Source organism: Dyella acidiphila (assembly GCF_014863405.1).
Taxonomy (GTDB): domain Bacteria; phylum Pseudomonadota; class Gammaproteobacteria; order Xanthomonadales; family Rhodanobacteraceae; genus Dyella_B; species Dyella_B acidiphila.
This window is the reverse complement of record NZ_JACZZA010000001.1, coordinates 607,786-620,043: the sequence shown is the minus strand read 5'-3', so window position 1 is coordinate 620,043 and position 12,258 is coordinate 607,786. Positions and strand designations below refer to the sequence as shown.

Sequence of the window (12,258 nt, the reverse complement as noted above, 5' to 3'; positions counted from 1 at the left end):
CGTGCCGAACGATATCCATGTGCAGGCGCCCGCCCGCAGCGAGCGCAGCCATCGCCGTCCGCTGGCGAGCTGGCGCGAACATCACGGCTGGAGCGCCGGGGCGAGCCTGCGCCGGCTGGCCACCAAGCCGGTCGGCACCCTGCTGACGGTGGCGGTGATGGGTCTGGCCCTGGCGCTGCCGCTGGCCTTCTACCTGCTGCTGTCCAATGTGCAGTCGCTGGGCGATGCGCTGGGCCGCAACCAGGTGATCAACGTATTCCTCAAGCCCGACCAGGTGGTCAGCAATGCGCAATTGCTGGCCAAGCAGGTGCAGCAGCACGACGGGGTGGCCAACGTCACGGTGAAGACGCCGCAGCAGGGCATGGACGAGCTGAGCAAGATGCAGGGCTTCTCCGATTCGCTGCACGCCCTGGACGACAATCCGCTGCCCTATGTCTTGCAGGTGCAGCCGCAGGACGGCATCGGCGCCGACGCGGCCAGCCATCTGGTCGAGGATCTGCGCGGCATGCAGGGCGTGGACCTGGTGCAGGACAGTGGCACCTGGCGTCAGCGCCTGGATGCACTGCTGGAGGTGGGCAACCGCGCCGTGCTGATTCTGGCCGCGCTGTTCGCGCTGGCCGTGCTGCTGGTGGTGGGCAACACGGTGCGCGTGGATATCACCAGCCGTGCCGAGGAAATCGGCGTGCTGAAGCTGATCGGCGCCAGCCGCGCCTTCGTGCGCCGTCCTTATCTTTATGCCGGCATCTGGTACGGCCTGTTCAGCGGCGTGCTGGCGGTGGGACTGGCGCTGGCGATCGAATTTGCGCTGGCCGAACCGGTGGGCCGCCTCAGTCAGGTCTACGAAGGCAAGCTGCACGTGGGCGGCCTGCCGCCGTGGCTCCTGCTGGCGGTGCCGGTGGCGGCGGCCCTGCTCGGTTGGCTCGGCGCGCGCCTGGTCAGCGCCTGGCAATTGCGCCGGGCGGCCTGAGCGGAGCGGCGGGTGGTGAAATCGTTCGCAGCGCTTTGGCCTGGTCTAGGGCATCATTGACCGGCCATACAGGCGCAGGGGGCGTCTGCCGACGCATAAGCACGGAAGCTTACGGGTTGATGGGGATTTATGACTGCAAGTATCAGCAGCCGCGACCTCAGCGCTGCACCGCGAGTGCTGGTAGTGGACGGCTCCAAGGTCGTCCGCCAGCTGATTACGCGCGTACTGAAAACCGAATTGCCGCAGGCTGAGGTCGTCGGCTGCGGCAGCGGCGCCGAAGCGCACCAGTTGCTCGGCGAAGGCGTGTTCGACTTCATCACCGTGGCCTTGCGCCTGCCCGACATGGACGGGCTGGAACTGGCGCGCTACGTGCGCGAGGCCTCGCCGCAGGTCTACGTGCCGATCGTGGTGGTGTCCGGCGACGTGGACGACCGTCTGCATCGCCGCGCGCTGGGCGAACACGTGACGGACTATTTCGATAAGTCGCTGGGCTTCCAGGCGCTGGCCGAATTCATCCGCGGCTATGTGCGGCCGGAAAGTGCGGTCGAAGGCGTGGTGCTGTATGTGGAAGACAGCCGCGTGGTGGCGCTCGCCACCCGCCGCATGCTGGAGAAAATCGGCCTGACCGTGCGCCACGTGGTGAGCGTGGAAGATGCCTTGGCCCTGCTGGAAACCGAGCGTGCGCAAGGCGGCGTGGGCGCCGACGTGGTGCTTACCGACGTCAGCCTGAAGGGCGAGCTCACCGGTGGCGACCTGCTCAAGTTCATCCGCAACGACTTCGGCTACGGCAAGGGCCGGCTGCCGGTGCTGGTGATGACCGGCGACGAAAACCCCGACAACCAGGCTGCGCTGATCCGCGCCGGCGCCAATGACCTGGTGGAAAAACCGGTCGAAGAACGTTTGCTGGTCACCAAGCTTCTGTTTCAATTGCGTGTGGCGCAGCACCTGCGTGCGCGAGAAGAAACAGGCCAATGACCGAAGAAGAACGCGTCAAGCTCGAACCCTCCTGGAAAGAACGCATCGGCGATTACCTGCAGCGTCCGGAGATGCGCGCGCTCGCGGATTTCCTGCGCACGGAGAAGCGCAGCGGCAAGGTGATCTATCCGCCCGGTCCGGAAATCTTCAATGCCTTCGCGCATACGCCGTTCGAATCGGTGCGCGTGGTGATCCTGGGCCAGGATCCGTATCACGGTCCCAACCAGGCGCATGGGCTGTGTTTTTCGGTGCGGCCGGGCGTGCCGGCGCCGCCGTCGCTGGTCAACATCTTCAAGGAAATCGAGCGCGACCTGGGGTTCGCCCCGCCGGGCCATGGCTGTCTTACGCCGTGGGCGGATCGTGGCGTGCTGTTGCTCAACGCGGTGCTCACCGTCGAGCGCGGCCTGGCTGCCTCGCACCAGGGCAAAGGCTGGGAAGGCTTTACCGATGCCGCGATCGATGCGCTCAACCGCGAGCGCGAAGGCATCGTGTTCATGCTGTGGGGTTCATATGCGCAGCGCAAAGGCCAGCTGATCGATACACGCCGCCACGCGGTGTTGAAATCGGTGCATCCCTCGCCGCTGTCTGCACATCGCGGCTTTATCGGCTGCGGCCATTTTTCGGCGGCCAATAAGTATCTGGAGCAGCACGGCAAGGCGCCGATCGACTGGTCGCTGCCGCCGCGCGCCGAACTCGGCGGGTCATCTGGGCGAACCATTGGCTGAGCCGGGCCGTCGTCGTGTCGGCGGTGCAGCGCAGTTCTGCGAGGTTCCAGTTGGTCTGGCCGCGATACCAGCCCAGGAACTGGGCGGGGTCACGAGGGGCGCCGGCAACGTCGAAGACCATCAAGTCGTAGCTCATCCGTGCGGTTCATCCAGCGGGTAATCGGCCGACGATTTTACTGTTGTTACACGGTGCCATAAGGCGCCACCCCGCACAGTCGATCCCCCAGCCGCCGTCCAATCCAAAAGTCACGCTTGAAACCCCTTCCCGGGGCAACCATGGGAATGGACAAGGCCGACCCATTCGTGTACTATTCGGTACATAAATGGCGCCGGAACTCCCGTCGCCGTTAGCACTCAAAGTACCCGAGTGCTAAGCTGACCCCACTTTCAGGAGGTTCCAACATGTCCCAAGCCTTGGCGACGGCCAATCTGCCGGTTCCTAGTGTTGTTGGCAGTCTGGATGCCTATATTGCGGCCGTTCACCGGATTCCGGTGCTGACCCAGGAAGAAGAGCAGGACCTGTCCCGCCACTACCAGGCGGAAGAGGACTTGGCCTCGGCCCGCAAGCTGGTGATGTCCCACCTGCGTTTCGTTGTTCATGTGGCCCGTGGCTATAGCGGCTACGGCCTGCAGCTGTCCGATCTCATTCAGGAAGGCAATATCGGCCTGATGAAGGCGGTCAAGCGTTTCGACCCCGACCAGGGCGTGCGCCTGGTCAGTTTCGCCGTGCACTGGATCCGTGCCGAAATGCACGAATTCATCCTGCGCAACTGGCGCATCGTGAAGGTGGCCACCACCAAGGCGCAGCGCAAGCTGTTCTTCAACCTGCGCAAGAGCAAGAAGCGCCTGGGCTGGATGAATGCCGAGGAAGTGCGCGTGGTCGCCAAGGACCTGGGCGTACCGGAAGCCACCGTGCGCGAGATGGAATCGCGCCTGTCCGGCCGCGACATTGGTTTTGAAGCCCCGGCGGACGCCGAGGACGACGCCAAGCCGGCACCGGAAGCGTTCCTGGTCGACGAAGGCGCCGATCCGTACGACAACGTGTCCGACGCCGACCAGACCGACAACCAGCTGGAAACCCTGTCGAACGCACTGCGCAAGCTGGACCAGCGTTCGCGCGACATCATCCAGCGCCGCTGGCTCAATGAAGAAAAGGCCACGCTGCAGGATCTGGCTAATGAGTACGGTGTCTCCGCCGAGCGCATCCGCCAGGTGGAAGCCAATGCGATGAAGAAGATGCGCGGCCTGTTCGCAGCCTGATCCGGCAGCGCCTATCCGCAAGTTAAAACGGCCTCCCTGGTGGAGGCCGTTTTGTTGTGGGTGCAGGCATGGCCTACCCTTACCGCCATCGACGGCATCGCCTGCAGCCTCAATGCCCCACATCCTGGTCATCGAAGACGACGAAATCACCGCGCGGGAAATCACGCTGGAGCTGGCCGCGCATGGCATTACCACCGAGCGCGTGCACGATGGCGCCCAGGGCTTCCAGCGTGCGCTGGAACCGCATTTCGACGCGATCACCCTGGACCTGATGCTGCCCGGCATGGACGGCCTCACCCTGGTGACGCAGCTGCGCGAACGCGGCATCGCCACGCCGGTGTTGATGATCAGCGCGCTGGGCGATGTGGATGAGCGCGTGCGCGGCCTGCGCGCGGGCGGCGACGATTACCTCACCAAGCCGTTCGCGCCGGACGAAATGGCCGCGCGCATCGAAGTGCTGCTGCGCCGGCAACGGCAGGAGCAGCCGGCACAGACCAAGCTGCGCGTGGCCGACCTGGAGCTGGACATGATCAGCCGCACCGCGCGCCGCGGCAGCCGCGAGCTCACCTTGCTGCCCACCGAATACCGGCTGCTGGAATTCCTGATGCGTTATCCGGGCCAGGTGCTGACGCGCGCGATGATCTTCGAAAGCGTGTGGGGACTGCGTTTCGATCCCGGCACGAATTTGATCGACGTGCATATCGCACGTCTGCGGCGCAAGGTGGACAACGAAGGCGAGGCCTCGCTGATCCGCACCATGCGCGGTTCGGGGTATCGCCTTGGCTAACGCAACCGCACGAAACCTGTCGATCCACTGGCGTGCCACCACGTCGCGCCTGCTGCTGGCCTACGGCGTGTTCTTTGTGATCTGGGGCATGGTGCTGCTGGGTTTCATTTATTGGGAAACCCTGCATTACCTGGAAACGCGCACCGACATGCAGCTCAAGCAGCAAGTCGCCTATCTGCGCAGCCTCAACCAGGAACATCTGCTGGTGGCGCTGAACGACTACGTGATTCTCGAGCGCACCAACTACAACGCCTGGGGCTTGTTCGATGCGAAGCAACATTGGCAATACGGCGATGTGCTGCAATTTCCCGCCGGATTGAAGATCGATTCGGACTCGGTCCGCCTGCCCACCGAGCAGGTGATTGCAGGTCCCTTGGCGCCACCTACGCCCAGGCTATCGGTGATCGCCGCGCATTTGCCGAACGGCCAGATCCTGGTGCTGGCACATACCACCCGGATTGCCGCGCGAGTGGGCAATATCATTTCGCATGCTGTGTGGTGGGGTGTGTCCTTCACCCTGGTGCCAGGGCTTATCGGTGGCCTGATCCTCAACCGGGGGCCGCGCCGGCGCATCCGGCAGATCGAATCCGCCACCCAGCCGATCATGCGCGGCGATCTGCGCCAGCGCCTGCCGGTAAGCCATCGCGGCGATGAGCTGGACCGGCTGGCGGCGATCGTCAACGGCATGCTCGACCAGATCGAACGCCTGATGGGCGAGGTGAAAGGTGTGTGCGACAACATTGCACACGACCTGCGCACGCCGCTGACGCGCCTGCGCTCGCAGCTGTATCGCGTGCAGCAGGAGTTGAGCGAGGAAGATCCGCATACGGCGATGATCGAGCGCTGCGCCGCCGACGTGGACGAAGTACTGGCCCGCTTCCGCGCCTTGCTGCGCATCTCCGAGCTGGAGGATCGCCGCCGGCGCGAAGGCTTTGTCGATGTGGATCTGGGCCAGACCCTGGAGCGCGTGCACGAGCTGTATGCACCGCTGGCCGAAGATCAGCAGCTGCAGTTCGAGCTGCAGGCCGAAGCGGGGTTGATCGTGCAGGCCGATCCGGATCTGCTGTTCGAGGCGCTGGGCAACCTGGTCGGCAACGCCATCAAGTTCACGCCGGCCGGTGGGCGCGTCGCTCTGTCGGTGCAGCAGAGCGGGCCCGGCACGGCGCACATCGAGGTGGCCGACAATGGACCTGGCATCCCTGAGGAACAGCGCCATGCGGTATGGCAGCGGTTCTACCGGGGCGACGGCAGCCGCGATGCTTCCGGCCATGGCCTGGGCCTGAGCATCGTGGCGGCCATCGCCAAGCTGCATGATTTCGAGCTGCGCATCGAGGGGGATGGGGCCGGTGCCCGGATGGTGATGGAATGCGCCTTGCGAGCGCAGGACTCGCCGGCATTGGCGTAGCTGTCCGATCGGCTTGCGCTTGCCTTCCCGGCAAACGCTGGATCCGGCGCCTTTGCGGCGCGAAGTCACTGAGTCCCAGCTTTCGCTGGGACGACGGGCGAAGGTGCGGCTGAACCAAGCGCATCAGGACCGGGCTTTATTAAATAATCTTCATGCCCACGAAAGGCATCCAGCCGGCCCGATTTCGATAATACGCGGCAACGCTAACGCAAGCTGCTGGAATCGCGCCCATGCTGGCCCTCGTCCGGATCGCCCTCTCGCGCCCGCTCACCTTTATCGTCCTTGCCCTGTTCATCCTGCTGGTAGGGCCGCTGGCGGCGCTGCGCACGCCCACGGATATCTTCCCGAACATCGGCATCCCGGTGATCAGCGTGGTGTGGACCTACAACGGCCTGTCGCCCAACGACATGTCCGGCCGCGTGATCTACTACTACGAGCGCTCGCTCAGTACCTCGGTCAACGACATCGAGCATGTCGAATCGCAGTCGCTGCCCGGCATCGGCGTGGTGAAGATCTTCTTCCAGCCGGGCGTGGATATCCGCACCGCCACGGCGCAGGTCACCTCGATCTCGCAGACGGTGCTCAAGCAGATGCCGCCGGGCATCACGCCGCCGCAGATCATCAACTACAACGCCTCCACCGTGCCGATCCTGCAGCTGGCGCTGTCGAGCAACAAGCTTTCCGAGCAGCAGATTCTGGATATCGGCCAGAACTTCATCCGCCCCGCGCTGACCAATGTGGCCGGCGTGGCGGTGCCTTCGCCGTATGGCGGCAAGAACCGCGAGGTGATGCTCGACCTGGATCCGCAGGCGCTGGCCGCCAAGGGCCTGTCCGCGCAGGACGTCGGCAATGCATTGGCCGCGCAGAACCAGATCGTGCCGGTGGGCGATATCAAGATCGGCCGGGATGACTACATGGTGCAGCTCAACGACAGCCCCACGGCGATCGAAGAGCTCAACAACCTGCCGATCAAGACCGTCAACGGCGCCACCATCACCATTGGCCAGGTCGCACACGTACGCGATGGCGCGCCGCCGCAGCAGAACATCGTGCGCGTGGATGGCCATCGCGCGGTGCTGATGTCGGCGTTGAAGTACGGCGAGGCATCGACGCTATCGGTAGTGGCCGGCATCAAGAAAATGCTGCCGCTGATCGAGGAAACCACGCCGCCCTCGCTGAAGGTCAAGCCGCTGGGCGACCAGTCGATATTCGTGAAAGCGGCGGTGACGTCGGTGGCGCGCGAAGGTGCGATTGCCGCTTGTCTCACTTCGCTGATGATCCTGATCTTCCTCGGCAGCTGGCGTTCCACCGTGATCATCGCCGTGTCGATTCCGCTGGCGGTATTGTCGGCGATCGCGCTGCTGGCAGCGTTCGGGCAAACGCTCAACGTGATGACGCTAGGCGGCCTGGCGCTGGCGGTGGGCATCCTGGTCGACGACGCCACGGTGACCATCGAGAACATCAACTGGCATCTGGAGCAGGGCAAGGACGTGCACACCGCGATCATGGACGGCGCGCGCCAGATCGTCACGCCGGCCTTCGTCTCGCTGCTGTGCATCTGCATCGTGTTCGTGCCGATGTTCATGCTGGAAGGCATCGCCGGCTATCTGTTCCGGCCGATGGCGCTGGCGGTGATCTTCGCCATGATTTCCTCGTTCGTGCTGTCGCGCACGCTGGTGCCGACCATGGCGATGTATTTGCTCAAGCCGCACGTGATGGAATCGGGCGAAGGCGAGCATCCGGAAGATCCGTTCATCAACCATCACGAAGGCGATCAGCATCCGTCGATGCGGCGCAGTTCGGTACGGCTGGCGCTGGTCCATTTTCAGCAGGGTTTCGAGCGCCGCTTCTCCCAGATCCGCGACGCCTACTACGGCATGCTCAGCCTGGCACTGGGCGCGCGCAGGAAGTTCGTGCTGGGCTTTCTCGCCTTTGTGGTGGCCTCGTTCGTGCTGGTGCCGTTCCTGGGGCGCGACTTCTTCCCAAGCACCGATTCGGGCGCGATCGCCCTGCATGTGCGCGCACCGGTAGGTACGCGCATCGAGGATACGGCGGCGGAATTCGACCGCGTGGAAAACGCGATCCGCAAGGTGATCCCGCCGGCGCAGCTGGACAACATCATTGACAACATCGGCCTGCCGATCAGCGGCACCAATATGGTGTACAGCAATACCGGCACGATCGGTCCGCAGGATGGCGACATCCAGATCCTGCTCAAGGAAGGCCACGATCCCACCGACGAGTTCGTGAAAAAACTGCGCACCGTGCTGCCGCGCGAATTTCCCGGTACGGATTTCTCGTTCTTGCCGGCGGACATGGCCAGCCAGATCCTCAACTTCGGCGCGCCCGCGCCGCTGGACGTGAAGATCTCCGGCCGCGACCTGGCCGCCAATCAGGCGTATGCGATCCAGATCATGCGCCGCATGAAAAGCATCCCGGGCATCGCCGACGTGCGCCTGCAGCAGTCGGTGGGCCAGCCGCAGTTGAACGTGAACGTCGATCGCGTGCGCGCCGACCAGCTGGATATCACCGAAAAGGATGTCACCAACAGCATGGTGTCCTCGCTGGCCGGCAGCTCGCAGGTGGCGCCCACTTTCTGGCTGAATCCGCGCACCGGCGTGTCCTACGCGGTGGTAGCGCAGACACCGCAGTACAACATGGACAGCATGGCTCAGCTGCAAAGTCTGCCGATCACCTCCGCCAGCACCGGCGCGCAGCAGACCCTGGGTGCGCTGGCGTCGATCACGCGCACCGATACGCCGGCGGTGGTCACGCATTACAACATCGCACCGTCGTTCGACGTCTACGCCGCGGTGCAGGGACGTGACCTGGGCGCGGTGTCCTCCGATATCCAGAAGGTGCTCAACGATTTCGCCAAGGATCGCCCGAAAGGTTCCACCGTCGGTTTGTTCGGCCAGGTTACGGCCATGAATACCGCCTTCAGCGGCCTGCTGTTCGGCCTGCTCGGCGCGGTGGTGCTGATCTACATGCTGATCGTGGTGAACTTCCAGTCGTGGCTGGATCCATTCGTGATCATCACGGCATTGCCCGCCGCGCTGGCCGGCATCGTGTGGATGCTGTTCGCCACGCATACCACGCTGTCGGTACCGGCCTTGACCGGCGCGATCATGTGCATGGGCGTGGCCACTGCCAACTCGATCCTGGTGGTGAGCTTTGCGCGCGAACGCCTGGCCGAGCACGGCGACGCGATGAAGGCGGCGCTGGAAGCCGGGTTCACCCGCTTCCGTCCGGTCTGCATGACCGCGCTGGCGATGATCATCGGCATGCTGCCGATGGCGTTGACGCAAGAACAGAATTCGCCGCTGGGGCGCGCGGTGATCGGCGGCCTGCTGTTCGCCACCGGCGCCACCCTGCTGTTCGTGCCGGTGATCTTCAGCATCGTGCACGGCCGCGAGCAAACCTCTTCCGAATCCGAACCTGCCGCAGGAATTCCCCATGTCGCATAACCCTGCACCCGTGCACGTCGCAGCGCGTCCGCCGCGCCTGAAAAAGCTTGCCGTCATCGGCATCATCGCAGCGGTGCTGATCGTCGGCGGCGGCCTGGCGATCCGCTATCACGATCATCACGAACTGGTGCAATGGACCGACGACCAGCTGATTCCCACCGTGCGCCTGGCGCCGCCGTCGGATCCGGACAAAGTGCATGTGATCACGCTGCCCGGTCATCTGGAAGCGTGGTACAGCTCGCCGATCCACGCGCGCGTCAGCGGCTATCTGAAGAACTGGTACAAGGACATCGGCGCTCAGGTGAAGTCTGGCGAGGTGTTGGCCAGCATCGATACGCCGGAGCTCGATCAACAGTTGGAGCAGGCCAAGGCGGTGCTGGCCAAGGCACGCGCCGACGACAATCTGGCCAACATCACCTCCAAGCGCTGGCAGCATCTGCTCGCCTCCGATTCGGTGTCCAAGCAGGAAGCTGATGAAAAGGCCGGCGAAGCCGAGGCCGCCGAGGCCACCGTGCTGGCGGCCAAGGCCGATGTGGATCGCCTGAATGCACTGGAGGCGTTCAAGAACATCGTGGCGCCGTTCAAGGGTCTGGTCACGGCGCGCCGCACCGACGTGGGCGACCTGATCACCGCCAACAACGACAACAGCAACCAGGAGCTGTTCACCGTGGCCGACACCACGCATATGCGCCTGTACGTACCGATTCCGCAGGTAGATGCCGGCGGTATCAAGCCCGGCATGAAGGTAACGCTGAGCGTGCCCGAATATCCGGGGCGCACGTTCCAGGCTACGTTGCTCGGCAACTCCGGCGCGATCAACCAGGCCTCCGGCAGCATGCTGGCGCAGTTCGAAGCCGACAACGACGATGGCGCGCTCAAGCCGGGCGACTACGCCGATGTGAAGCTGTCGCTGGAAACCAATCCGAACCTGGTCAGCATTCCGGCCAGCGCGCTGATCTTCCGCGCGCATGGTCCGCAAGTGGCGGTGTTCGGGCCGGACAGCCACGCGCATCTGCACGACGTGCACGTGGGCATGGATCTTGGCCAGACGCTGTTGATCGACCAAGGCCTCACGCAGAATGACCGCGTGATCGAAAATCCGCCGGATTCGCTGATGAACGGCGATCGCGTGCAACTGGATGCCAGCGACAGCGATGCTACCGACCAGGCGGCTGCGGAGAAGGGCCATGCAGCGGCACGCTAATCGTTTGCTGGTAGCAGCCACGGCCATCGCCATGCTGGGCGGCTGCTCGCTGGCACCGACGTATCACACGCCTGCGCTGCCACCGATGCCCGCCTCGTTCAAAGAAGCGGGCACGGCCTGGCAGGTGGCGCAACCCGCTGATCAGTTGCCGCGCGGGAACTGGTGGACGGTGTACAGCGACGATGCGCTGAGCCAATTGGAAGGCAAGCTGGATGCGGACAATCCCGGCCTCGCCGCCGCGCTGGCCCGCTACGACACGGCGCGCGCCTTCGAGAGCCAACTCGGTTCCGGCTTGTTTCCCAGCCTGGATTTTTCGGCCAACCCGCAGCGCGATCGTCAGTCGAATAACCGCCCGCTGCGCGGGTCCGGCCAGCCGGATGAATACGACGCCGACACGGCGGGCGTGTCCGCCAGCTTCGATCTGGATCTGTGGGGTCGCATCCGTAACGAAGTCAGCGAAGGGCATGCACAATCGCAGGCGGCGCAGGCCGATCTGGCCTCGGCCAAGCTGAGCCTTGAAGCGCAGCTCGCGGATGATTACGTGCGCCTGCGCGGCTACGACATCCAGACCGGCATTCTGCAAAACACCCTGCGGGCCTATCAGCGTGCGCTGGACTTGACGGAGAACCGTCACGCGGGCGGCATTGCATCCGGCATGGATGTCTCGCGCGCACAAGCACAGCTGCACGATGCGCAGGCGCAGGTGACCGAGGTCATGGCGCAACGCGCACTGACCGAGCACGCCATCGCCGCGCTGATCGGCGAGCCGGCATCGAGCTTTTCGCTGGCAGCGAATACGCAGCAGTTGCAGGTGCCGGTAACGCCGCCGGGCGTGCCGTCCACCTTGCTGGAGCGTCGCCCGGATATCGCGGCAGCGGAGCGTCGCGTATTCGCTGCGAACGCAGGCATCGGTGTCGCGCGGGCGGCGTTCTTTCCGGATCTGAGTCTGTCCGGCAGCTACGGTTTCCAGAACACCGGTTTCGGCAATCTGCTGGGCATCGGCAATCGTTTCTGGTCGCTGGGGCCGTTGGCGACCTTGAACCTGTTCGACGCCGGTCTGCGCCGCGCGCAATTGCGTCAGGCGCATGCCGAGTTCGACGAAGCCTCGGCCGATTATCGGCAAGTGGTGCTGGCGGCCTTCCGCGATGTGGAGGACAACCTCGTGCTGCTACGGGATCTGGGAGTGGAAGCCGATCAGGAAGATCAGGCGGTGGTTGCCGCGCAGAAAACCCAGAGCATTGCGACCAATCGCTATCGCGAAGGCATCGTCAATTACCTGGATGTGGTGACGGCGCAGACGGCGGCGTTGTCGGCGCAGCGCGATGCGCAGACGCTGCGGACGCGACGCTTGCAGGCGAGCGTGGATCTGATCCGGGCGTTGGGTGGCGGTTGGACGCGCGAGCAGGCTGGGATGGTGGCGCAAGCGTCGGGCAAATAATCCCTTGCACCGAACGCAGGTTGGGTTGGC

General features: G+C 64.4%; 9 protein-coding genes. All 9 read left to right on the top strand.

The features are described 5' to 3' along the window. Position 1: 1 nt before the first annotated feature. On the top strand, positions 2-967 hold the full coding sequence (gene ftsX, locus IGX34_RS02845; protein WP_425598771.1) for a permease-like cell division protein FtsX: 966 nt from the start codon (positions 2-4) through the stop codon (positions 965-967). A gap of 129 nt (positions 968-1,096) precedes the next feature. Next, on the top strand, positions 1,097-1,942 hold the full coding sequence (locus IGX34_RS02840) for a response regulator (protein ID WP_192554139.1): 846 nt from the start codon (positions 1,097-1,099) through the stop codon (positions 1,940-1,942). Beyond that, complete coding sequence (ung, locus tag IGX34_RS02835) at positions 1,939-2,667, top strand: uracil-DNA glycosylase (RefSeq protein WP_192554138.1); 729 nt, start codon at positions 1,939-1,941, stop codon at positions 2,665-2,667. The genes IGX34_RS02840 and ung overlap by 4 nt, the downstream gene beginning before the upstream one ends. 402 nt (positions 2,668-3,069) lie before the next feature. Further along, the gene (rpoH, locus tag IGX34_RS02830; RefSeq protein WP_192554137.1) at positions 3,070-3,927 is read left to right on the top strand and encodes an RNA polymerase sigma factor RpoH; all 858 of its coding nucleotides are present in this window, start codon (positions 3,070-3,072) and stop codon (positions 3,925-3,927) included. A gap of 112 nt (positions 3,928-4,039) precedes the next feature. Next, the gene (locus tag IGX34_RS02825) at positions 4,040-4,714 is read left to right on the top strand and encodes a response regulator transcription factor (RefSeq protein WP_192554136.1); all 675 of its coding nucleotides are present in this window, start codon (positions 4,040-4,042) and stop codon (positions 4,712-4,714) included. Next, positions 4,707-6,119 (top strand): sensor histidine kinase, encoded by a 1,413-nt coding sequence (locus tag IGX34_RS02820; RefSeq protein WP_225737150.1) that lies wholly within the window; start codon positions 4,707-4,709, stop codon positions 6,117-6,119. The genes IGX34_RS02825 and IGX34_RS02820 overlap by 8 nt, the downstream gene beginning before the upstream one ends. Positions 6,120-6,349: 230 nt before the next feature. After that, a complete protein-coding gene (locus tag IGX34_RS02815; protein WP_192554135.1) occupies positions 6,350-9,586 on the top strand; it encodes an efflux RND transporter permease subunit in 3,237 nt (1,078 codons plus the stop codon). Continuing rightward, the gene (locus IGX34_RS02810; protein WP_192554134.1) at positions 9,576-10,790 is read left to right on the top strand and encodes an efflux RND transporter periplasmic adaptor subunit; all 1,215 of its coding nucleotides are present in this window, start codon (positions 9,576-9,578) and stop codon (positions 10,788-10,790) included. The genes IGX34_RS02815 and IGX34_RS02810 overlap by 11 nt, the downstream gene beginning before the upstream one ends. Beyond that, positions 10,774-12,228, top strand: coding sequence for an efflux transporter outer membrane subunit (locus IGX34_RS02805; protein ID WP_225737149.1), 1,455 nt, complete (start codon positions 10,774-10,776; stop codon positions 12,226-12,228). Before IGX34_RS02810 ends, IGX34_RS02805 begins: the two co-directional genes overlap by 17 nt. Positions 12,229-12,258: the final 30 nt, after the last annotated feature.